Source organism: Agathobaculum sp. Marseille-P7918, from assembly GCF_900625105.1.
Taxonomy (GTDB): domain Bacteria; phylum Bacillota; class Clostridia; order Oscillospirales; family Butyricicoccaceae; genus Agathobaculum.
Genome location: NZ_UYYD01000004.1, coordinates 1 through 21,804, shown reverse-complemented (window position 1 = coordinate 21,804; position 21,804 = coordinate 1). Strand labels below are relative to the sequence as shown.

Below are 21,804 nucleotides of genomic sequence, written 5' to 3'. Positions count from 1 at the left end.
ATCCTAAAAGGAAAGGCGAAAACCAATGGAAAAGAAACCCTTTTTGACTCTGGAGCAGGTCCAGGAAATCACCAAGACCTACCCCACCCCGTTCCACATCTATGACGAGAAGGCCATCCGCGAGAATGCCCGCAAGGTCAAGGCGGCATTTGCGTGGAACCCGGGCTTCAAGGAGTATTTTGCCGTCAAGGCGACCCCCAACCCGCGTCTGGTCCAGCTGCTGCACGAGGAAGGCTTCGGCTGCGACTGCTCGAGCTACACCGAGCTGCTGCTAAGCAAGGCATGCGGCATCACCGGCCACGACATCATGTTCTCCTCCAACGTCACCCCGAACGAGGACTTCAAGCTGGCCAGCGACCTTGACGCGATCGTCAACTTTGACGACATCACCCACCTCGACTATTACGACAAGGTTGGCGAGTGGAAGGAAACCATGTCCTGCCGTTTCAATCCCGGCGGCGACTTTGTGCTCGAAAACGAGATCATGGACACCCCGCAGGAAGCCAAGTACGGCATGACCCGCGAGCAGCTGATCGAAGCGTTCAAGTATATGAAGACCAAGGGTGTCAAGCACTTCGGCATCCACGCGTTCCTCGCCTCCAACACCGTGGCAAACGAGTATTACCCGGCGCTGGCCCGCATCCTGTTCAAGCTTGCGGTTGAGGTGCGCAAGGAAACCGGCGTGCACATCGCGTTCATCAACTTGTCCGGCGGCGTCGGCATCCCGTATAAGCCGTGGCAGGAGCCGAACGACATCATGGCCATCGGCGAAGGCGTGCGCCGCGCATACGAAGAAGTGCTGGCACCGGCCGGCATGGACGACGTTGCCATCTACACCGAGATGGGCCGCTTCATCCTCGGGCCTTATGGTGCGCTGGTTGCCAAGTGCATCCACCACAAGCACACCTACAAGGAATACGCCGGTCTGGACGCTTGCGCGGCCAACCTGATGCGTCCCGCCATGTACGGCGCTTACCACCACATCACTGTGCTGGGCAAGGAGAACGCCCTGCACGACCGCACCTATGACGTCACCGGTGGCCTGTGCGAAAACAACGACAAGTTTGCCATCGACCGCAACCTGCCCCGCATCGATATCGGCGATTACATCTATATCCACGATACGGGCGCGCATGGTTTCTCGATGGGCTACAACTACAACGGCAAGCTGCGTTCGGCAGAACTGCTGCTGCGTGAGGACGGCTCGGTCGAGCTGATCCGCCGCGCGGAAACCCCGAAGGATTATTTCGCAACGCTGGACTTCACCGGCCTGTTTGACGATATCCTGAAGTAACACAAATAAAAAAGCGTGTACGCTTTCGCGTACACGCTTTTTTATATGTTTTGCAGCAGCAGCGCGGCGGCAAGCGCCAGCAGCACAAAGGTCAGCGCGCGCAGGATGCGCAGCATACGCTGCTTTTTCGGGCTTTCCCGCTCCCACCCTTCGGGCGGCGGCGTCAGCTCCTCGATCGTCTCCGTGCCGTCCGGCTTATGGTCGATCAGCCGCACATGACAGGTATTGCAGACGGTAAACCCCTTGCGAAACTCCGCCCCGCATTTGGGACACCAAGGCATGTGCCTCGCCTCCTTCTCAGTTGGTCACAAAATACAGCAGCACAAGCGCCACCACGATAATGCCCGCCACCACCGGCAGCAGTTTGAACGACGTATTGTCCTCCATCGGCTGCTCGGGCATTTCCATCGCCTGCTCCTCCGCCAAACGGGCCAGCGCATCCTCATCCATCGGCTGTTCCGCCAGATCGTGGTTCATTTCGTCAATCAGCGCACGCGCCTGTGCGGTTTGGCTGGCATCCACAACGATTTCCACGCCGAACCGCGCATCCGCGCCGGCGTAGGCCTGGATCTGCCGGAAGGCTGCCGGCCGGTCGATCACGACGATATCGTGATCGCGCAGCATATCACAGATCGTCTCCGCTTCCAGCCGGTTTTGCGCCGTGTAAACCGCGATCGGTTTTTCCATGCCGTCCGGCAGGACAAACTGCTCCCGCTCCGGCACTTCATTTTTTTCGGGCAAGGTATCCACCAGCGGCACATGGCAGGTGCTGCACTCTGTGAACCCTTCCCGGTACTCTGCTTTACACTTGGGGCACCAAGGCATGATGCATCCCTCCTTACCTGCCGATTATAGCATATCCCGGCTATTCTTTCCAGAGAAAAATCGGCAGCGGCGGATCGTGCTTCCGATTGAGCCAGTCGCAGGCCAGAACAGTGAACGATCGGTCATTTAACGACTTTAAGTGCTGCAAAACGGCATTTTTCTCATCATATCCATTTTCTTTTCCGTAATAGAGCGCGAGCGCCATCACGCCGCCCGGCCGCAGCAGAGTCAGTCCCGCGTCGATTGCAGGGATGGACGACGATGCCGTAGTAAAGATTTTCGGGTCGCCGCCCGGCAATCGACCGAAATTGAACACAATGCAGTCCACGCTTTCGGGCGCGGCGTAACGCGCCATGTTGGCGTGGCTGTCCAGCACCACCTCGGCGGTCAGCCCCTCGGCGTCCAGCAGCGCGCGTGTCTGATCCACTGCATCCTGCTGCACGTCAAACGCCAGCACCCGCCCTTCCGGCCCAACCAGCCGGCACAGCAGTGCGGTGTCGCGTCCCTTCCCCGCCGTCGCGTCGATGCAGAACGCGCCCGGCTTTACCTGCCGCCGCAGAAAATCATGCACCACATCCAATGTATTCATACAAAAACCCCTCCGTTTGTGTTACCCATTGTACCACAAACGAAGGGGTTTGCCTATGCTTTACTGTTCCAGGATGTGGCCATCGGTCGATACGACAACCACCTGCCACGGCAGGAACTTGCCGCTCGCCTGCAAGGCGGTGCGTACCGCGTGCTCGATGCCGCCGCAGCACGGCACCTCCATGCGCACGACCGTGACGCTCTTGATATTGTTCAGGCGGATGATCTCGGTCAACTTTTCGCTGTAATCGCCCTCATCCAGCTTGGGACAGCCGATGAGTGTGATCTTGTTCCGGATGAAGTCCTGATGGAAGTTTGCATATGCATACGCCGTGCAGTCCGCTGCGACGAGCAGGTTTGCGCCGTCAAAATACGGGGCGTTAACCGGCACAAGCTTGATCTGCACCGGCCACTGGCGCAGCTGAGAATCCATCGGCGCAGCAGCCGCCGGTGCGGACGCCGCCGTGCGTTCGATGGCGCGTGCCTGACTGCCGGGGCAGCCGCAGGCCAGCGGCTGCTGTGCCGCCTGCTGGGCGCGCTGATTCGCCTGCACCGCAGCTTCGTCATAGGGTGCAGCTTCGCGCTCGACAAAGGTGATCGCGCCGGTCGGGCAAACCGGCAGGCAGTTGCCCAAACCGTCACAATAGTCGTCGCGCAGCAGCTTTGCTTTGCCGTCCACCATGCCGATCGCGCCTTCATGGCACGCGCTTGCGCACAGGCCGCAGCCATTGCACTTTTCTTCGTTGATCTCAATAATTTTCCGCAGCATAGATCCATTCCTCCGTTTGTTCCGTGTTTGTTGGCACCAGTATAACCGTTTGGCCGCATATCGTCTGTTGTTATAACAACAAAACTGCAAAAGACATAAAAAACGGCTGTCTCAAAACTGAGACAGCCGTTTTTATTCCAAGCAAGATCAGGCGAACAGTTTCATAATATTCGCCGTCAGGATACCGCCGCCGGTACCGATGATGTAGCCCATCAGCGCCATCAGCACGCCGACCGGTACGAGCGCGCCCGAATAAGACGCTGCCAGAACCGGCGCGGACGCCGTGCCGCCGATGTTCGCGAGCGACGCCACGCCGCAGGTGAACATATCGAGCTTGAAGATCTTTGCAATGATGACCAGAATGATACCATGGATTGCCAGAATCATAAATCCGGAAATGATCCACGCCGGCGCATCGGTCATCTCCAGCAGGCTTGCACGGGAAGCAAGCAGCGCGATGACGATGTACAGCATGACATTGGAAAGCTCCGCCGCACCGGCAATTCTGCCAATCGGCGTGACCGCCGCGACCAATGCGATGACGGTAACCACCAGCACGGTCCAGGTTGCGGAGTCGATCCAGGGCGTGCCGCCGCCCGTGATCACACTCGTCCAATCATAAATCATACCGCCGATATTCTGCGAAAGCGCAGAAACCAACAGCGCGCCGCCGATCAGGAACAGCAGGCCGGGGAAACTCATGTGCTTGTCCTCTTCCTTCATTTCCTGCTCCAGACGAGCGCAAACCTCGTCCAGCGTTGTGGTGGACGCCTTGGTCCATTTGTTAAACTGCGGTGCAAACGTGATGGCCCACAGCAGGAACATGACCCAAACCGAATAGTCGATTGAGTCGATGACCAGCGCATAGCCCATATCCGCCTCGGAAATATGGAGCGCCGCCTGCACGGCAACCATGTTGCCCGAACCACCCATCCAGCTGCCGCACAGAGCGCCGAGTGCCTTCCATGCCTCGGAACCGAGCACGCCATTCATGATTGCATAGGTTGCAATAAAACCGATCGCGATCGAAATGCTGGCTGCAAAGAAGCCGCCCAGCATACGCGGACCAAGTTTGAGCACCTTGCGGATGTCGCAGCGCAGCAGCATCAGGCAAAGCATTGCGTACAGAATGTTGTTTTTCAATGCACTGTATGCGCCCGAAGTCGCCTCCATATCCCATGCGCCTACCGTACACAGCAACATGGTGAGCAAATACAGCAGCACAACCGGCGGTACGAACTTGAAAAACTTCCATTTGGTCACTTTTTCCGCACCTACCAGCACTGCGGCCAGGAAAACCAACACCGCAATATAGGTAAAGCCGTTGGTAATCATCTGTTTTCATCCCTCACTTTTTATTCTCTTTTTTCCCTCCGTCCCGGCTTCCCGTGTGCCGCAACATCGGATTGTTTCTTCAGTATACAGGAAAAACACTTTTTTTGCAAGGTCTTGCAAGCAATTTGCACAGAATGATTTGCAAATTCGTCGTGCATCCTGTACAATATGATATGGGATTGTTCAGAACCCGTTAAGGAGGGAAAATGATGGAATGCAAAACCTATATCCGGGCGCACGCGGATGACCTGCTGAAGGATCTGACCACGCTGATCCGGATCCCGAGCGTTGAAGGCGAACCCACGCCGGATGCACCGTTCGGCAGCGAGGTGGCACGCTGCCTGCACGAGACGCTCGCACTGTGCGACCGTCTGGGCTTCCGCACGGTCAACATGGACAACCGTGTCGGCTGGTGTGAATATGGCGAAGGCGACGAAATGATCGCCGTACTTGGTCACTTGGATGTTGTACCCGCGGGCGACGGCTGGCAGGCCGCCGAACCGTTTTCGGGCGAAATCAAAAACGGCCGCATCTACGGCCGCGGCACGATGGACGACAAGGGGCCGACGGTCGCGGCGCTGTACGCACTGGCCGCGCTCAAGGACGCGGGCTTCGTCCCGTCCCGCCGCATCCGCATCCTGTTTGGCACCAACGAGGAGACCGGCTGTCAGGACATGGTGTGGTATCTTGAGCATGGCGGCGAAGTGCCGGTCATGGGCTTTACGCCGGACGGCGAATATCCGATCATCAACGGCGAAAAGGGCATCATGAACTGCACCTATGCCCGCAAGCTGAACCAGACCGGCGCATACCGTCTGACCCGCTTCGAAGGCGGCACGGCATCCAACGTCTCCCCCGCCTATGCGGTGGCGGAGCTTGCCTGCCCGGCGGAGGCGGCCGGCAAAATTGCGCTGGACAAGGTGACGGTCACGGCCATCGACGGCGGCATCCGCGTGGAAGCCGAGGGCGTATCCGCCCACGGCTCGACCCCCGAACAGGGCGAAAACGCGATCGGCCGTCTGGCGCTTGCGCTCACCATGCTCCCGCTCGAAGGCGATCTGGCCGACTGCATGGCGTTCCTCGCGGACCGCATTGGCATGGAAACGCGCGGCGAATCGCTGGGTATCGCCATGCGCGACGACCTGTCGGGCGACCTGACGGTCAACCTCGGCGTTGCAGCCTTTGCCGACGACACGCTTTCGCTCACCCTGTCCGTGCGGTATCCGGTCACCAAGACCTATGACGAGGCGCATCCGCGCATGGAGCGCGCTTTCTCGCTCGGCGGTTTCCACGAAACCAAAATGAAGCACAAGGCCGCCATCTATATGCCGCCCGAAAGCGAGCTGATCCGCAAGCTGTCCAAGGTTTACGAAGAGCAGACCGGCGACAAGGCGGTGCTCAAGTCGATCGGCGGCGGCACCTATGCCAAGTCCATCCCCAATCTGGTCGCGTTCGGCCCGATCTTCCCGGGCGATGAGATCCGCGAGCACAAGCCGGACGAATACATGGAAACCGAGCGGCTGCTCCAAAACGCGGAAATTCTGGCCGCTGCCATGTATGAACTGGCAAAATAATTCTGATTTCTGTTACAGCAAGGAGTTGACAACTGATGAAAATCACAAAAATACGGCTGGGCCGCATTACCGTCCCGCTGCGCGTACCGTTTAAGACGGCGGTGCGTTCGGTTTCGTCCGTCGAGGACGTGATCGTGGAGATCCATACGGACACCGGCGCGATCGGCTACGGTGAAGCGCCCCCGACCGGCGCAGTCACGGGCGACACCGCCGGCGCGATCATCGGCGCCATTCAGGATCACATTGCGCCCACCATTCTGGGCCGCGAAGTGGACGACTTCGAAAACCTGATGCTCGCCCTGCAAGGCTGCATCCTCAAGAACACCAGCGCCAAGGCCGCAGTCGATATGGCGCTGTGGGATCTGTACGGCCAGCTGTACCACATCCCGGTCTACAAAATGCTCGGCGGCAGCCGCAACAAGATCGTCACCGATATCACCATCAGCGTCAACGACCCGGAAGAAATGGCGCGCGACGCACGCAACGCGGTAGACCGCGGCTATGACTGCCTCAAGTGCAAGGTCGGCAAGGACGCACCGCTCGACCTGCGCCGCCTGCAGGCCATCCGCGCCGAAGTCGGCTACGACGTCAAGATCCGCATCGACGCCAATCAGGGCTGGAAGCCCAAAGAAGCCGTGCGCATCCTCGGCCAGATGGAAGACGCCGGACTCAACATCGAATTTGTCGAGCAGCCGGTTGCCCAGCACGACCTGACCGGCCTGAAGTACGTCACCGACAACGTGACCATCCCGGTCATGGCGGACGAGAGCGTACAGAACGCGGCGGACGCGCTGACCATTATGCAGATGCGCGCAGCCGATCTGGTCAACATCAAGCTGATGAAGGCCGGCGGCCTGTACAACGCGCTCAAGATCGCGTCCGCGGCCGAGGTATACGGCGTCGAGTGCATGCTTGGCTGCATGCTCGAAGCCAAGATCAGCGTCAACGCGGCGATCCATCTCGCCTGCGCCAAGCAGGTCATCACCAAGATCGATCTGGACGGCCCGGTGCTGTGCACCGAAGACCCGATCCTCGGCGGCGCGGTGTTCAACGAAAAGGACATCACCGTGTCGGATGAGCCCGGCCTCGGCATCAAGGGCATCGAAAAAGTCACTTACCTTGACTAAATCACCTTTTCTATAAACCCATGGAAAACGGCGAAAGCAGATTGCTTTCGCCGTTTTTCGTCACTCAATCCCCATAAATGCCCGCACGGTCATTAATCACCAGCACGCGCAGCATCTCCTCGGGCAAATTGAGGTTGCCCTTTTCTTCGCCTTGCAGCCAGCCCTTACGCACCAGTTTATCCACCGTTGCGCGGCCCCAGTCGGGCACGGCTGCCGCCGTCGTGTATACCGTCTTGCTCTGCTCGATCAGCTGCTTGACTTCATCTGCCGTCATATCGTCCACCTCCTCGGTCAGTCTGCGTTTGAAGTCCTGCCACGCCGCTGCATTTTCCACAAACGGCGCCGGACAATTCTTGTGCGTCACATCGTAATGCCGCACCACATGGTCAGGCGCAATGCCGTATCGCGCCATCAGCGTGCGCACCAGCTGCACGGCCTGATCCACGGTGCCAGAACGGAAGTAGTACTTCCCGTCCTGCATCCGGCTGCACAGCTCGATGCCAATGCTGTTGGCGTTGCGGCAATACGGGTGGAAATAAGTACCCTTGGTGCCGCAATGCCACGCGATATCCGCGTCGCGCACGGACTGCCAAACCTCGTTTTCGTCCACAAAATAGTGCGCCGAGGTCGAAATATTCTCACGCGTAAAATAATCCGCATTGTTTTTCGCCGTATCGCCGTCATTTGCGGTAAAATGGATCACCAGATAGTCGATCTGTGCCTTGCCGCGCGACGCCGCCAAGTAATTCCCCGCATTTGCCTGCTGAAAATGAATTTCCATCACATTTCACCTCCTCCCTGCATAAACTCCAAAAAAAGAAGAGCAGATTGACACTTTTTGGTCAATCTGTTCTATCCTTATGCAAAAAGTTGTGTTATAATGTATAGCAGACATGTTTGAGAGGAAGATTTTTCGATGATATGCAGCAACATTCTGGAAGCAGTCGGCCATACGCCGATGGTACGTTTGAACCGCATGGTTCCAGCAGACTGCGCTGAGGTGCTCGTCAAGTTCGAGGGCCTGAACGTCGGCGGTTCCATTAAAACGCGCACTGCACTCAACATGGTGGAAGATGCCGAGCGCAAGGGCTTGATCAAATCGGACACCATTATTGTAGAACCCACCAGCGGCAATCAGGGCATCGGCCTTGCGCTTTGCGGTGCGGTCAAGGGCTATACGGTCAAGATCATCATGCCGGATTCGGTTTCCGAAGAACGCCGCAAGCTCGTGCAGCACTACGGCGCGGAAGTGATTCTGGTACATGATGCCGGCAATATCGGCGATTGCATCGCGGAATGCCAGCGAATTGCAGACGAAATGGCTAAAAATGACCCCAAGGTCTTTGTTCCGGGTCAGTTCGACAACCCGGCCAACCCCGCGGTTCATCGCCATCACACCGCCACCGAAATCCTGGAGCAGGTTGGCGGCCCGATCGACGGTTTCTGCTCCGGCTTCGGCACAGGCGGCACGATCAGCGGCATCGGTGAAGTGCTCAAAGCACAGAACCCCCAGCTTGAGATCTGGGCAGTAGAGCCGGAAAACGCGGCCATCCTGTCCGGCGGCTCGATCGGCACGCATTTGCAGATGGGCATTGGCGACGGCGTCATCCCCAAGAACCTGAACACAAAGATCTACGATCACCTGTACATCGTCACCGATGATGAGGCCATCCAGACCGCAAAGGATCTGGCCCGTCTGGAAGGTTTGATGTGCGGCATTTCGAGCGGCACCAACGTTGCCGCCGCGATCCAGCTTGCCAAAAAGCTCGGTCCCGGCAAAACCGTGGTCACTGTCCTGCCCGACACGGCGGAGCGTTATTTCTCCACCCCGCTGTTTCAGGATTGATCCGCATTTTTCATCCAAACGGCAATCAAAAAGGCTTCGGAACTTTCGTTCCGAAGCCTTTTTCTGTATCTTAGCCGGATCAGCGTTTGTGCTGCGCCAAAAACTTTTCTTTGATTTGTGCCGCCGCTGCACGCGGGTCCTCCGCTTTCATCACCGCGGAAACCACCGCGATGCCCGCGATCGGGCTACCTGCCAAAACGTCCATATTTTCCGCGTTCAATCCGCCGATCGCCACCACCGGAATGGGCACCGCGCGGCAGATTTCGTCCAGCGTGGACACCGGCGTGACCTTAGTCGTCACATGGGTCGTGGTCGGGAAAATCGCACCCGTGCCGAGATAATCCGCACCGTCGGCATAGGCTGCCTGCGCCGCTTCCACGGTCTTGGCGGTCGCACCGACGATCTTGTCCGGCCCCAGCAGCTTGCGGCACACCGCAACCGGCAGATCGCTCGCCCCGACATGTACTCCCGCCGCGTCGCACGCGATGGCCACATCCACGCGGTCATCGATGATCAGCGGCACCTGCCAGCGGTCAGTGATCGCCTTGACCTGCTGCGCCAGCGCCAGATAATCCCGGCCGCCCGTATCCTTTTCGCGCAGCTGAATCAGGGTTGCGCCGCCCGCGCAAGCCTGATCGACCGCGTGCAGCAGGGTTTCCGTCGTATGATAAGTGCTGTCCGTAATGACATACAATGTGGGATCAAATTGCATGATGATTCTCCTTCAAATTGTGATATGCAGCAGGCCGCTGCCCTCGTCCAGCGCTCCCAGCGTGCGGCCATCCGCGGCAAACGCCGCGCTGTGGCCGATAAAGCATCCGGGCGCATCCTGATCCACGCCGAGCACGGTCATGCTGTTTTCAATGGCACGCGCGCAGAGCAGCGTGCGCCAGTGCAATACCTTGTTTTCACCGGCAGCCCAGCCCGCCGGAACGAACAAGACCTCCGCCCCTGCCTGCTTTTGTTCCGCTGCGAGCGCAGGAAAACGCAGCTCAAAACAGGTAATGATACCCAGCTTGCCAGCCGGTGTCTGCACCGGCACAAACGGCATTTCCCCTGCCCGGCACTCCTCGGATTCGCGATAGCCGAAAGCGTCGTACAGCCGCTGCTTGCGGTGCACGCCACGCAGCACACCGTCTGCATCCACCACCACAATGGTGTTATACGGCAGGCCGTCCGTTTGCTCATACATCCCTGCCGCAAGCCACAGGCTGTATTGCCGCGCCAGCCGCGCCAGCGCCTGCACAAACGCGCCATCCAGTGACTCCGCCGCTTGCCGGATGTGTGACCGTCTGTTCACTTTTGCGTAAAACATGCTGTATTCCGGCAGAAACAGCATACAGGAGTCGGATTCTCTTGCTTTTTGTGCGAACGACTCTATTGTGCGCAAGTTGGCCTGCTTGTCCTCTCCGGCGCCGAACTGCGCCAAGGAAACGGTTATTCCCGCCATCCCTTGCACACATCCACCCAGGCTTTATAGCCGGAAAACTTCTCGAGTTCGGGGATGGTCAGCTCGATGGCGGAATTGGACGAGCCGCAGGCAGGAAACACGGTTTCAAAGCGATGCAGCGATTCATCCAGAAAAACGGTCACCCCATCGTTGATGCCGAAGGGGCACACCCCGCCGACCGCATGACCGATTTCCGGCTCCACCTCTTCAAAGGCAAGCATCTTCGCTTTGCAGCCAAAGCGCGCCTTATAACGCGGGTTGTCGATCTTGGTATCCCCTGCGGCCACAATCAGGATCACCCCGTCCCCAGTGCGGAACGACAGCGTTTTGGCGATGCGCGCCGGCTCGCAGCCAACCGCCTGCGCCGCCAGCTCGACCGTCGCCGACGACGTATCAAATTCCAGCACCCGATCCTCTGCGCCGAACTGGCGCAGCCAAGCCTTTGCTCTTTCAATGGACATCTTTATTTCCCTCCGGTTTGTTCCTCTATGCCGTCGATCATGCTTTCACACAACCGGCGCAGATAAGACGCGATTTCGCTGAGCGCAAGGCACAGCATCAGCCGTCCGTTTGGGTCATCCACGTCCGACGGCACAAACGCATCCAGCATCGGCGGGATGCTGTCGCGGATGCGCGCTTTATCCTCCAGCAGATGCGCATAGCAGGCTTCAAAATCCACATCCTCGCGCCCGGTCAGCGCTTTGACATCGCTCAGACGCAGGTTCTGCTTCAAATGATACACGCACAGCAGCTGCATGATCTGCTGACGCGTATACTTTTTGCCGCGCACCGGCGTGATCAACCCTTCTTTGACATAATTATTCACCATCGTTTTGGTCAGCAGCTTATCCGATGGATTTCTCTTATCAGCGGACAGATGCTGGTCGAACAGCGACAAGACCTGATCCATATACAGATCCAGCTGCGGCACATCGGCCGGCAAAATATCCTGATCGGAAAAAACCCGCTCCAGAATTTGACCAAAGTCCGGCATGATTTTCACCTCATTTCCTCCTCATTATAATCCTTCCAGCTCCCGCATGCAAGTGGGACGGCAAAGTGGACAAAATGGAAATTCTCTGGTATACTTATGGTTAGAAAGGCAGGGTTTAGAGATGAAAAAAAGGGGTTGGAAACGTTTTTTGACAGCTTTTACCTGCATGGCTATCGTCTTATCCATGATCGGCAGCGCAGGCGCAGCACCGGCAGGCAAGAACCTGACCATTTTGATGTACCATGATCTGACAGAAGATCCGAATGCCACCAACAGCATGACCATTACGGTGGATCGGTTCCGTCAGGACATGGAGTTTTTGCAGGAATTCGGGTATACCCCCTTGCTCCCGTCGGATTTGGTGGAAATCACGCAGGGCCGGGCGCAGATGCCGGACAAACCCGTGATGATCACGTTTGACGACGGCTATCGCTCGAATTACGACTATGCTTATCCCATCCTGATGGAGACCGGTATGAAAGCAGCCATCGCCGTGGTGGCGCGCAATATCCAGCCGGACATCGCCGCCAGCCCATCGCGGCGCTCGCTCACTTGGGAAGAGGCACAGGAAATGGTATCCAGCGGTCTGGTGGAGATCGGCTCGCATACCTATAACCTGCACAATCCGCAATACGGCGGCAACAATGCGCCCGACGGCATCAACGGTGTGATGCGTCTGGCCGGGGAATCCGAAAACGCCTACCGTCTGCGCGTAGGCAGCGACCTGCAAACCAGCATTGAACTCATCAAGCAGTACACCGGCCAGCAAAATGTGCTGTATTTCTCCTATCCCTATGGTGCCTATGATGGCTGGATGCCTTCGATCCTGCGCAACAACGGCATTTTAATCAGCACCCTGACCAACGCGGGACAGGCGCATCCGTTCTCGTCCCTGTACAACATGCCGCGCTACGGCATCCACATGGACAAACCGGTGTCCGCCCTGCTGCAGCAAACCGCCACCGCAACCCCCACCGCCGCGAAGGTATCGGTTAACGGAACGGTCACTTCGCTGCCGGCTTATAACATCGGCGGCAACAATTATGTACGCGTGCGCGATGTGGCCGTTTTGCTCAAGGACACGGCAAGCGGTTATGACGTGCAGTGGAACCAAAGCACGCAGCGCGTCGAGCTGACGTCCTTTGCCCCCTATACGCCGATCGGAACGGAAAACAAACCGCTTGCATCCGGAAAACGCACGGTTCGGTCGATTACCGAACCGACCATGGCGGACGGCAGCCTGCACATGGTAGCCGCTTACAACATCGACGGCTATACCTACTATAAACTGCGAAGCCTCGGCGATCTCTGCGGATTCCTTGTGGACTGGGAGGAAAGCGCGCACACCGTTGTGGTCATCGCATAAAACAAACCATGATACACCTGTGGAAACACAGGTGTATTTTTTTACCGATCGGACACAATAATTTCATCCAAAGCTATTGCATTTTCCCTTTGATGTAGTATTATATTATACGTTAAATAGTTTTATAAACCATATCTTAAAAGGAGTGATACGATATGCCGCGTGTTTTTCTCAAGGCACGGGAACCGTTTTCCAGTTATTCACACTTTGTCGGCGCAGTGCTGAGCGGGATCGGTCTGCTCGCCATGCTGCTTCGATTGGGCGCAACCGGTTCGTCAAACAGCCAGCAAGCCGCCTCGGTCGTCATCTTCTGCCTGTCGCTGATCGGGCTGTACTCTGCCAGCTGTGTGTATCATTATTCCTGCCGGGAGGAAAAAACGCTGCGCCGCCTCAAAAAGCTCGACCACAGCATGATCTATGTGCTAATCGCCGGCAGTTACACCCCGATCGTGCTTTGCTACATGCAGCCGCCGCACAACTATGTATTTCTTGCCTGCATCTGGCTGATCGCCGCGACCGGCATTGCCGTCAAGCTGGTCTGGATCGATGCGCCGCGCTTTCTCGGCACTGCACTGTATCTGGCGCTGGGTTGGGCAATCGTCTTTGATTTTGGCGTCGTGCTCTCCATGCCAGTTCCCGCGATCCTGCTGCTGGCGGCCGGCGGGATATTCTATACGATCGGCGGGGTGATCTATATTACCAAACGCCCCAACCCCACGCCCTTGCTCGGATTCCACGAACTGTTCCATCTGTTCGTGATCGCCGGCAGCGTCTGTCACTATCTGATGGTCTTTCTCTACGTCCTGTAAGGCAAAACCTGCCGGATGATACGATTCGTGCTTGACAATGGTATAAATTAAGTATATACTCTAATTAATACTTTATACTATTAGGAAGCAGGTGACAGCATGCAGACCAGAAATACGGTGCAGCGTCAAATTGTTTTGCAGACCGTCCTGCAGATGCACGACCATCCCACTGCGGACAACGTGTATGCTGCCGTGGCGGCTGAACATCCTTCCATCAGCAAGGCTACCGTTTACCGCAACTTAAACCAGCTCGCTTCGCAGGGCGAGATCCGCCGTGTCCCTGTGCCGAACGGCGCGGACCGGTTTGACTTCAACACCAGCGAACACTACCATGTCCGATGCGAAAAGTGCGGCGCCGTTTATGACGTGCACATGCCGCATATCGAAAACCTGCTCGAGCAGGTGGAAGACACCTCGGGCGTGCAAGTCCTGCGGTATGATATCCTGTTCGAAGGCATCTGCAAGGATTGCCAGGAGAACCAAGCGTGATTTCCGGCAGCCAAAAGCTGTCTGAAAAATACTACAATGTGAGGAGTAAGTGATTATGGCAAATTTGAAGGGAAGCAAGACGGAAGCAAACCTCCAGACCGCGTTCGCGGGCGAATCCATGGCGCGGAATAAGTATACCTACTACGCCTCCAAGGCCAAGAAGGATGGCTATGTGCAGATCTCCAAGATCTTCGAGGAGACTGCGAATAACGAAAAGGAACACGCAAAGATCTGGTTCAAGCTGCTTGAGGGCATCGGCAGCACGGCGGAAAACCTCAAGGCTGCGGCCGCGGGTGAAAACTACGAATGGACCGACATGTACGCGACCTTTGCCAAGGAAGCGCACGAAGAAGGCTTTGAAGATATCGCATTCCTCTTTGAGCAGGTCGGCGAAATCGAGAAGGAGCATGAGGCGCGTTACCTCAAGCTGCTCTCCAACGTGGAAGGCAATCTGGTCTTCTCCCGCGACGGCGACTGCATTTGGCAGTGCTCCAACTGCGGCCACATTGTTGTCGGCAAGCAGGCGCCCGAGGTTTGCCCGGTATGCGCGCATCCGCAGGCATATTTCGAGCTCAAGGCAGAAAACTACTAAGCATATCTCATGCAAAAAGGCTTCGGAACGAAAGTTCCGAAGCCTTTTTCTGTTGCACTTAGTTGGTGGCCTCCAGCGGGTAATCATAAATTTCATGTCCGCTTTCGAGCGGCGCACCATCCACCGTGATGATGACGCTGTTCACGCCGCGCGCCTGCACGAAGGTATTGACCAGCGAATAGATCAGCAGGCTTTCCCCGGTCGTACCGGAAGAGCGCACCGCGTCGCCGTATACCGCGTTCATATCCAGTGTCAGCACACCATCCGCCGTCGAAGAGGACTGCACCGCCGCGCCCTCGGGCAGCGAGCCCGCCGCAATCAGCGCATCGACCAGCGCCTGATCGGAATCATCCGCCACGTCCGTGCCGACCGGCGTGAGCGTTTCGCCCTGCTCATCCGGCACATAGACAACCGCGGAATCCCCGCCCGTCGGGTTGGGGTTTTCCGGCTGCACCGGATTTTCCTGCTGTGTATCATCCGGGGTGTCCGGTTCGTCCGGGGTGGTCGGCTCCACCGTCTGGTTCGGCTCCGTCGTATCCTCCGGCTGCTGTCCGCTGACATATCCAAAAACGCAGGCCGCCGCAACCACGATCACGATGATGACCACGGCCAAAAATATTTTTAACTGTCTGCTCATGGAATTCTCTCCTTTCTGCCTGCCGCAGCTCACATCGCTGCGGAGGATGTGCAGCTATTATACCACACCCATACGCCCGTGGGAAGAGCATTCCCGCTGCAAGTTCAATCCTTCGGTCCTTGCTTTTTCCGGCGGCGTACCGCTTCGGTGAGCAGATATTCGATCTGCCCGTTGACCGAACGGAACTCATCCTCGGCCCAACGGGCGATCTCATCATATAACGAGGCAGACAGCCGCAGCGGCACCTGTTTTTTTGCTTTTTCCTTGTCGGCCACGGCTGCACCTCCCCTTGTTCAGACCGATTATCGCATTTTGCGCCAAACCGCGCGAATGAAAAACACCAGATACCCCAAACACAGTGCAGCCAGTCCCCCACAGACCAGCCGCACCGCAATGCCGCCGTCAATTGCCACTGCGCAGAGCAGCATGAACCCACCAAGCGTCAGCATAAACAACGCGATCAGCACCGCCAGCACAATCCGCAGTACCTTGGTCACGCGCCGGGACTGTGCGCCCGTCACGACCGCATCCGCCGCGAACCCCAGAAGCAGATCCAGAAGCATCCGTTCCAGCCTCCTCTCTTCCTACCTCTATTTTAATAGATCGAACCCGAATTGACAACCGGCTGTGCGTCTTTCCCTGCGCACAAAACGACCATCAGGTTGGACACCATCTGCGCCTTGCGCTCGTCATCCAGTTCGACCACCTGCTTGCGGCTAAGCTCATCAAGCGCCATTTCGACCATGCCGACCGCGCCTTCGACGATCATCTTGCGCGCGTCCACGACCGCGCTGGCCTGCTGCCGCTGGAGCATCGCCGCCACGATCTCGGGTGCGTACGCAAGCGTCGTGATGCGGGCTTCCTCGATCTTCAGGCCCGCGCATTCCACGCGCTTCTGGATCTCCTCCGCCAGCACGCCCGCGATCTCCTGCGACGAGCCGCGCAGGCTCTTTTCGTCGCCGCCCTCGGACACGTCATACGGATACAGGCGCACGGTGTTGCGCAGCGCCGCATCCGACTGAATGGACAGGAACTCCTGATAATTATCCACCGCGAACACCGCCTTGGCCGTGTCCTCGATGTGCCAGATGACCGCGATACCGATCACAATCGGGTTGCCGAGCAGGTCGTTGATCTTCTGCTTGTCATTGTTGAGCGTCATGGTCTTGAGCGACAGCTTTTTGCTCATGGACGCCGCCTTGACGATCTTGCCGCTCGACGGGTTTTCGTCCTTGGACAGATGGGTCAGCGCCGCTTCGCTTGCGCTCTCCACCGCCGGGTTGACCGACGCGCAGAAGGGGTTGACGAAGAAAATGCCCTCACCCTTGAGCGTGCCGATGTACTGGCCGAACAGCGTCAGCACCAACGCTTCGTTCGGGCCCAGCACCTTGATGCCGCAGGCCAGCAGCCAGCTCGGTACGCATAAGTACACGATGCCGACTGCGAGCATTGCGCCCGCCTTGCCGCCCATTTCATCCATCTTCATGATGCCGAACACGATCAGGGCAATCGCTGCAATGCACAGCAGCACATCCAGCACCAGGACCCCCAATCCATTGGGCGCGCGCAGCGTCTTTTCCTGATATTCTACCTGTTTTTCGTTCATATCCTATCCCTCGCAATCATATCAATTTGATATCATCATAATACAACCGTCCATCCATGCTGTCAAGAGAAATTTTGACAAAAAGAAAAGCGCCCGCTTGGGCGCTTTATCTGAAGATATCCGGCAAATACAGGTCATGCCGCGGAACCTTGGCCCAGTCGAAGGACAGAACCAGCTCGCGCGCCGCGACCGGCTCCGGCCGGTCGATCAGACCGGCAGCGCAGGCCAGCGCGCCAATCACCTGCTCGGGCGAAAACCGCTGCCGCAGCAGGCCGAGGTCGAGATCCTCATCCCGCTTGGACAAGCGGCGGCCGTCATGGTCGCACAGCAGCGGCAGGTGCGCAAACCGCGGCGGCGTAAATCCAAACTGGCGGTACAACCAGATCTGACGCGGCGTGCTGGAAATCAGATCCGCGCCGCGCACGACTTCGTTGACGCCGGTCAGCGCGTCGTCCACCACAACGGCCAGCTGATAAGCGAATACGCCGTCCGACCGGCGCACGATGAAATCCCCGCACTCCTGTGCGAGGTTCTCCTCGTAGTCCCCCCAAACCGCATCGGTGAACCGTACGACCGTATCCGGCACGCGCACGCGCGTGGCCGGTACGCGCGTCTTGCGCTTTTCCGCCACCTGTTTGGGTGTCAGATCGCGGCAGGTGCCCGCGTAAATCACGCGCCCATCCGATAAATGCGGTGCGGAAGCCGCATGCAGCGCAGCACGCGAACAAAAACAGGGATAGAGCAGCCCTTTCTCGCGTAAAATGGCCTCGTAATGCGCATAGATGTCCGACCGCTCGGACTGATATGGCACTTCGCCGTCCCAATCCAGCCCAAGCCAGCGCAGATCATCCATAATTAAATCCGCAAAGCTGCGCGGGCAGCGCATGGCATCCAGATCCTCTATCCGCAGCAAAAACTGCCCATTCTGCTGCCGCGCACTCAAAAACGCCAGCAGTGCGCACAGCACGTTGCCCAAGTGCATGCGTCCGCTCGGGCTGGGCGCAAAACGTCCGATGGTCTGCATCCCGGTTTCTCCCCTTTCCATCCCCTCAGTCCCCTTATCTTACCACAAACACAATATACTTTGCAACGGCCTGCCCGCTCCTGTATAATGGGAGCAAGGAAGGAAGGTGCTGACGATGAAAAAACGCTTGCTCTGTTTGCTGCTCGCGTTCTGCCTGCCGCTCGGCGCAGCCAGCTGCGGCCATACGTCCCACGACGCGGCGGATGACGTCTCTGCAGCTCAGCCCGCTCCCGATCCGGTTCCTGAACCGGAAGAGCCTGACCCCGCGGAAACCTATGTCGATTCCCTCACGCTGGAACAGCAGATCGCGCAGATGTTCTTTGCGCGCTGCCCGGATGTGGATGCGGCACAGCTTGCCGCACAGTACGATATCGGCGGCTATATCCTGTTTGGCCGTGACTTTGAAAACCAGACCCCGGACAGCATACGCGAGACGATCGCGTCTTATCAGCAGGCCGCTGCGACGCCCATGCTGATCGGTGTGGACGAGGAAGGCGGCACGGTCGTGCGCGTCAGCGCCTATCCCAGCTTCCGCGCAAGCCGCTTCCAATCTCCACAAGCTCTTTTCGCCGAAGGCGGCCTGGATCGCATCCAAAGCGACACAAAGGAAAAGGATACCCTGCTCGCCTCGCTTGGCGTGAACGTCAATCTCGCGCCCGTGTGCGACGTCTCCACCACCCCGGCCGACTTCATCTATGCCCGCGCCTTCGGGCAGGACGCAGACGCCACCAGCGACTATGTCCGCAGGGTGGTCGAACAGATGAACGAGGACGGCATGGGCATGGTGCTCAAGCATTTTCCCGGATACGGCAGCAATGCCGATACGCACACCGGCATCGCGCAGGACGACCGTCCGCTGTCGCAGTTCCGTTCCTCGGATTTTCTGCCCTTTACCGCGGGCATTGAGGCCGGCGCACAGGCCATCCTGGTCAATCACAACATTGTTTCCTGCATGGACGGCACGCTGCCCGCATCGCTCTCCCCCGCAGTGCATCAGATCCTACGGGATGAACTCGGCTTTGACGGCGTTGTGATGACCGACGATCTGGTCATGCAGGCCATCACCGACTACACCGGAGGCGCGGACGCAGCCGTGCTGGCCGTACAGGCGGGCAACGATATGTTGATCTCGTCCGACTTTGTCACGCAGTACAACGCTGTGCTGACCGCCGTGCAGGACGGGACGATCTCCGAGGATACCATCCGCGGCGCCGCCATCCGGGTGATCCGCTGGAAAATGCAGCTGGAGCTTCTGGATACCAGCAACAGCTGATCCCTTTTGACAATTTCATAGCACAACCACACCGCAAAACACAGCGCCCCTACAAAATAGGGGCGTTTTTTTAAATATCTCTTGACAAAATCCAGTTTTTCCTGTATGCTCAATTCATATAAAACACCTATGAATTAAGGAAATATGAAAGGTGGTACACCACATGGCAGATATCAAGCACAGCTTTGCCGAGCTGATCGGCAACACGCCCCTGTATGCAGCAGATAAGTTTGCAGAAAAAACCGGCGCCGAGGCGCAGATCCTCGCAAAGCTCGAATACTTCAATCCGGCAGGCTCGGTCAAGGACCGCGTCGCCAACGCGATGATTGCCAAAGCCGAGGAGAGCGGTGCGCTTAAGCCGGGCGCGACCATCATCGAGCCGACCAGCGGCAACACCGGCATCGGTTTGGCTGCGGTCGCAGCCGCCAAGGGCTATCGCATTATCCTGACCATGCCCGAAACCATGAGCGTTGAGCGCCGCAACATGCTCAAGGCATATGGCGCGGAGCTGGTACTGACGGACGGCGCCAAAGGCATGTCCGGCGCAATCGCCAAGGCGGATGAGCTGGCAAAGGAGATCGAGAACAGCTTTATCCCCGGTCAGTTTGTCAATCCAGCCAATCCTGCAGCACACTATGCTTCCACCGGTCCCGAACTTTGGGCACAGACCGATGGCAAAATCGACATCTTTGTTGCAGGCGTTGGCACCGGCGGCACCATCACCGGCGTAGGTTCTTATCTCAAAGAACGCAATCCGGATATCAAGATCGTCGCAGTCGAGCCGGATGAATCCCCTGTCCTGTCCACCGGCAAGGGCGGTCCGCACAAGATTCAGGGCATCGGCGCAGGCTTTGTACCGGAAGTGCTCAACACCAAGGTGTACGATGAGGTTATGCGCATCAAGGGAGAGGATGCCTTTGCTACCGCGCGCGTGTTTACACACAGCGAAGGCCTGTTCATCGGCATTTCCTCCGGTGCGGCACTGCATGCGGCAGTTGCGCTTTCACAGCGGCCGGAAAACAAGGGCAAAACCATTGTGGCCCTGCTGCCGGACACCGGCGACCGCTATCTGTCCACGCCGCTTGTCAGCGACTAAAAGAACAAAAGAAAAAGCCTGTCGAAAGACAGGCTTTTTTTGGAGCTGCTGACCGGATTTGAACCGGTGACCTCATCCTTACCAAGGATGCACTCTACCTACTGAGCTACAGCAGCAAAAAACAAACGGCGATCAAAGAATCGCCGTTGTATGGCGACCCGGATGGGACTTGAACCCACGGCCTCCAGCGTGACAGGCTGGCGCTCTAACCAACTGAGCTACCGGGCCGAATATCAAATTAATTTGGTGGGCCTTCGGGGACTCGAACCCGGGACCGACCGGTTATGAGCCGGTTGCTCTAACCAACTGAGCTAAAGGCCCATATCAGGGATTGACAGTACTTTGCCGCCACGTATTATGGTGGCGGCAAAGCCTTATCAGATGGCTCCTCAAGTTGGACTCGAACCAACGACCCTGCGGTTAACAGCCGCATGCTCTACCAACTGAGCTATTGAGGAATGTCGAGCGGATCAAAGCGATCCGCTGGTGTGCGCGTCGAGTTATCTTCCCGGGCCGTCGCCAGCCAAGTATTGTCACCGTAAACGAGCTTAACTACTGTGTTCGGAATGGGAACAGGTGTACCCTCGTCACCATTGACACGCACTATATGAGAAATGCTTTCGCATTTACTCGCTTGTATAACATACCATACCGCCTACCATCTTGTCAAGAGAAAAGATGGTGACCCGTGGGGGAATCGAACCCCCGTTTGCGGCGTGAGAGGCCGCCGTCTTAACCGCTTGACCAACGGGCCATTTCAGCGAACTTCCCGGTATGCCTGGCACCACCGTGGGACTGCACTTTCCGTCCAATCCCACAGCGCACCATTCTGGTACACCATCACGGGCTCGAACCGTGGACCCACTGATTAAGAGTCAGTTGCTCTACCAACTGAGCTAATGGTGCATCTTTGAAGATTTACACCTTCAAAACTGAACAATAACTTGGCAAGCTAAGAGTCTTTTCTGAGATTGCCTCTAATCTTTGAGGTCAAGCCCTCGGCCTATTAGTATCAGTCCGCTGCATGCATTACTGCACTTCCACTCCTGACCTATCAACCTTGTAGTCTACAAGGGGCCTTACTCCCGAAGGATGGGAACACTTATCTCG

25 protein-coding genes, 6 tRNA genes and 2 rRNA genes are annotated in these 21,804 nt (G+C 57.5%); 10 read left to right on the top strand and 23 right to left on the bottom strand.

Going from position 1 to position 21,804, the window contains the following annotated elements:
• The first annotated feature begins 25 nt into the window (after positions 1-25).
• The gene (locus EJL02_RS07600) at positions 26-1,294 is read left to right on the top strand and encodes a diaminopimelate decarboxylase (protein ID WP_125115812.1); all 1,269 of its coding nucleotides are present in this window, start codon (positions 26-28) and stop codon (positions 1,292-1,294) included.
• A gap of 41 nt (positions 1,295-1,335) precedes the next feature.
• Here EJL02_RS07600 and EJL02_RS07595 read toward each other — a convergent pair whose 3' ends face one another.
• The 5 genes from EJL02_RS07595 to EJL02_RS07575 form a co-directional block, all read right to left on the bottom strand.
• The gene (locus EJL02_RS07595; protein ID WP_125115811.1) at positions 1,336-1,575 is read right to left on the bottom strand and encodes a hypothetical protein; all 240 of its coding nucleotides are present in this window, start codon (positions 1,573-1,575) and stop codon (positions 1,336-1,338) included.
• 16 nt (positions 1,576-1,591) lie between these two features.
• Entirely contained in the window at positions 1,592-2,119 is a 528-nt protein-coding gene (locus EJL02_RS07590; RefSeq protein WP_125115810.1) for a hypothetical protein, read from the bottom strand.
• A gap of 40 nt (positions 2,120-2,159) precedes the next feature.
• Positions 2,160-2,708 carry a tRNA (mnm(5)s(2)U34)-methyltransferase gene (locus EJL02_RS07585; protein WP_125115809.1) on the bottom strand — a complete coding sequence of 183 codons (549 nt, stop codon included), beginning with the start codon at positions 2,706-2,708 and terminating at the stop codon, positions 2,160-2,162.
• 60 nt (positions 2,709-2,768) lie between these two features.
• A complete protein-coding gene (locus tag EJL02_RS07580; RefSeq protein WP_125115808.1) occupies positions 2,769-3,476 on the bottom strand; it encodes an ATP-binding protein in 708 nt (235 codons plus the stop codon).
• A 147-nt stretch (positions 3,477-3,623) separates the two neighbouring features.
• Complete coding sequence (locus tag EJL02_RS07575; protein WP_125115807.1) at positions 3,624-4,811, bottom strand: DUF819 family protein; 1,188 nt, start codon at positions 4,809-4,811, stop codon at positions 3,624-3,626.
• Positions 4,812-5,017: 206 nt separating this feature from the next.
• On the opposite strand from EJL02_RS07575, the gene pepV reads away from it, so the two are divergent.
• Together pepV and EJL02_RS07565 are read left to right on the top strand one after the other, a co-directional pair.
• Positions 5,018-6,385, top strand: coding sequence for a dipeptidase PepV (pepV, locus tag EJL02_RS07570; RefSeq protein WP_243114427.1), 1,368 nt, complete (start codon positions 5,018-5,020; stop codon positions 6,383-6,385).
• 35 nt (positions 6,386-6,420) lie between these two features.
• The gene (locus EJL02_RS07565; RefSeq protein ID WP_125115806.1) at positions 6,421-7,512 is read left to right on the top strand and encodes a dipeptide epimerase; all 1,092 of its coding nucleotides are present in this window, start codon (positions 6,421-6,423) and stop codon (positions 7,510-7,512) included.
• 64 nt (positions 7,513-7,576) lie between these two features.
• Here the strand turns inward: EJL02_RS07565 and EJL02_RS07560 are convergent, their stop codons facing one another.
• Positions 7,577-8,293 carry a peptidoglycan recognition protein family protein gene (locus tag EJL02_RS07560; RefSeq protein ID WP_125115805.1) on the bottom strand — a complete coding sequence of 239 codons (717 nt, stop codon included), beginning with the start codon at positions 8,291-8,293 and terminating at the stop codon, positions 7,577-7,579.
• 135 nt (positions 8,294-8,428) lie between these two features.
• On the opposite strand from EJL02_RS07560, the gene cysK (EJL02_RS07555) reads away from it, so the two are divergent.
• Positions 8,429-9,358, top strand: coding sequence for a cysteine synthase A (gene cysK / locus EJL02_RS07555; RefSeq protein WP_125115804.1), 930 nt, complete (start codon positions 8,429-8,431; stop codon positions 9,356-9,358).
• Positions 9,359-9,437: 79 nt separating this feature from the next.
• On the opposite strand, the gene thiE is transcribed toward cysK (EJL02_RS07555), so the two are convergent.
• From thiE to EJL02_RS07535, 4 genes are read right to left on the bottom strand one after another with little or no spacing between them, the layout of a single operon-like run.
• Entirely contained in the window at positions 9,438-10,070 is a 633-nt protein-coding gene (gene thiE / locus EJL02_RS07550; protein ID WP_125115803.1) for a thiamine phosphate synthase, read from the bottom strand.
• A gap of 12 nt (positions 10,071-10,082) precedes the next feature.
• Entirely contained in the window at positions 10,083-10,808 is a 726-nt protein-coding gene (locus EJL02_RS07545; RefSeq protein ID WP_125115802.1) for a nitrilase-related carbon-nitrogen hydrolase, read from the bottom strand.
• Positions 10,796-11,269 carry a YbaK/EbsC family protein gene (locus EJL02_RS07540; protein WP_125115801.1) on the bottom strand — a complete coding sequence of 158 codons (474 nt, stop codon included), beginning with the start codon at positions 11,267-11,269 and terminating at the stop codon, positions 10,796-10,798. The genes EJL02_RS07545 and EJL02_RS07540 overlap by 13 nt, the downstream gene beginning before the upstream one ends.
• A 2-nt stretch (positions 11,270-11,271) precedes the next feature.
• Positions 11,272-11,802, bottom strand: a complete 531-nt coding sequence (locus EJL02_RS07535) for a DUF1836 domain-containing protein (protein ID WP_243114434.1) — start codon at positions 11,800-11,802, stop codon at positions 11,272-11,274.
• 148 nt (positions 11,803-11,950) lie between these two features.
• On the opposite strand from EJL02_RS07535, the gene EJL02_RS07530 reads away from it, so the two are divergent.
• From EJL02_RS07530 to rbr, 4 genes are all read left to right on the top strand, one after another.
• Positions 11,951-13,168, top strand: a complete 1,218-nt coding sequence (locus EJL02_RS07530; protein WP_164510338.1) for a polysaccharide deacetylase family protein — start codon at positions 11,951-11,953, stop codon at positions 13,166-13,168.
• Positions 13,169-13,323: 155 nt separating this feature from the next.
• Positions 13,324-13,977 carry a PAQR family membrane homeostasis protein TrhA gene (gene trhA / locus EJL02_RS07525; RefSeq protein ID WP_125115798.1) on the top strand — a complete coding sequence of 218 codons (654 nt, stop codon included), beginning with the start codon at positions 13,324-13,326 and terminating at the stop codon, positions 13,975-13,977.
• Positions 13,978-14,076: 99 nt separating this feature from the next.
• Positions 14,077-14,466 carry a Fur family transcriptional regulator gene (locus EJL02_RS07520; RefSeq protein WP_125115797.1) on the top strand — a complete coding sequence of 130 codons (390 nt, stop codon included), beginning with the start codon at positions 14,077-14,079 and terminating at the stop codon, positions 14,464-14,466.
• 55 nt (positions 14,467-14,521) lie between these two features.
• Positions 14,522-15,058 (top strand): rubrerythrin, encoded by a 537-nt coding sequence (rbr, locus tag EJL02_RS07515; protein ID WP_125115796.1) that lies wholly within the window; start codon positions 14,522-14,524, stop codon positions 15,056-15,058.
• 58 nt (positions 15,059-15,116) lie between these two features.
• Here the strand turns inward: rbr and EJL02_RS07510 are convergent, their stop codons facing one another.
• The 5 genes from EJL02_RS07510 to gluQRS all read right to left on the bottom strand — a co-directional run bounded on the left by EJL02_RS07510 (position 15,117) and on the right by gluQRS (position 18,325).
• The gene (locus tag EJL02_RS07510; protein WP_125115795.1) at positions 15,117-15,695 is read right to left on the bottom strand and encodes a GerMN domain-containing protein; all 579 of its coding nucleotides are present in this window, start codon (positions 15,693-15,695) and stop codon (positions 15,117-15,119) included.
• Positions 15,696-15,799: 104 nt separating this feature from the next.
• Positions 15,800-15,970 (bottom strand): TA system antitoxin ParD family protein, encoded by a 171-nt coding sequence (locus tag EJL02_RS07505; RefSeq protein WP_125115794.1) that lies wholly within the window; start codon positions 15,968-15,970, stop codon positions 15,800-15,802.
• A 27-nt stretch (positions 15,971-15,997) separates the two neighbouring features.
• Entirely contained in the window at positions 15,998-16,258 is a 261-nt protein-coding gene (locus tag EJL02_RS07500; protein ID WP_125115793.1) for a hypothetical protein, read from the bottom strand.
• A 32-nt stretch (positions 16,259-16,290) separates the two neighbouring features.
• Positions 16,291-17,301 (bottom strand): SPFH domain-containing protein, encoded by a 1,011-nt coding sequence (locus EJL02_RS07495; protein ID WP_125115792.1) that lies wholly within the window; start codon positions 17,299-17,301, stop codon positions 16,291-16,293.
• Positions 17,302-17,407: 106 nt separating this feature from the next.
• Positions 17,408-18,325 (bottom strand): tRNA glutamyl-Q(34) synthetase GluQRS, encoded by a 918-nt coding sequence (gene gluQRS / locus EJL02_RS07490; protein WP_125115791.1) that lies wholly within the window; start codon positions 18,323-18,325, stop codon positions 17,408-17,410.
• A 115-nt stretch (positions 18,326-18,440) separates the two neighbouring features.
• Between gluQRS and EJL02_RS07485 the strand changes: the two genes are divergently transcribed.
• Together EJL02_RS07485 and cysK (EJL02_RS07480) are read left to right on the top strand one after the other, a co-directional pair.
• The gene (locus EJL02_RS07485; protein ID WP_125115790.1) at positions 18,441-19,598 is read left to right on the top strand and encodes a glycoside hydrolase family 3 N-terminal domain-containing protein; all 1,158 of its coding nucleotides are present in this window, start codon (positions 18,441-18,443) and stop codon (positions 19,596-19,598) included.
• A gap of 163 nt (positions 19,599-19,761) precedes the next feature.
• Entirely contained in the window at positions 19,762-20,694 is a 933-nt protein-coding gene (cysK, locus tag EJL02_RS07480; RefSeq protein ID WP_125115789.1) for a cysteine synthase A, read from the top strand.
• A gap of 40 nt (positions 20,695-20,734) precedes the next feature.
• Here cysK (EJL02_RS07480) and EJL02_RS07475 read toward each other — a convergent pair.
• The 8 genes from EJL02_RS07475 to EJL02_RS07440 all read right to left on the bottom strand — a co-directional run.
• Positions 20,735-20,810: transfer RNA gene (locus tag EJL02_RS07475), tRNA-Thr, on the bottom strand.
• Between the two features lie 35 nt (positions 20,811-20,845).
• A tRNA-Asp gene (locus EJL02_RS07470) sits at positions 20,846-20,922 on the bottom strand.
• A 16-nt stretch (positions 20,923-20,938) separates the two neighbouring features.
• Positions 20,939-21,015: transfer RNA gene (locus tag EJL02_RS07465), tRNA-Ile, on the bottom strand.
• A 61-nt stretch (positions 21,016-21,076) separates the two neighbouring features.
• Positions 21,077-21,152 (bottom strand) — tRNA-Asn (locus EJL02_RS07460).
• Between the two features lie 29 nt (positions 21,153-21,181).
• A 5S ribosomal RNA gene (gene rrf / locus EJL02_RS07455) occupies positions 21,182-21,298 on the bottom strand.
• A 75-nt stretch (positions 21,299-21,373) separates the two neighbouring features.
• Positions 21,374-21,448: transfer RNA gene (locus EJL02_RS07450), tRNA-Glu, on the bottom strand.
• Between the two features lie 76 nt (positions 21,449-21,524).
• A tRNA-Lys gene (locus EJL02_RS07445) sits at positions 21,525-21,600 on the bottom strand.
• Positions 21,601-21,680: 80 nt separating this feature from the next.
• Positions 21,681-21,804 (bottom strand): 23S ribosomal RNA (locus EJL02_RS07440); the annotation flags it as partial.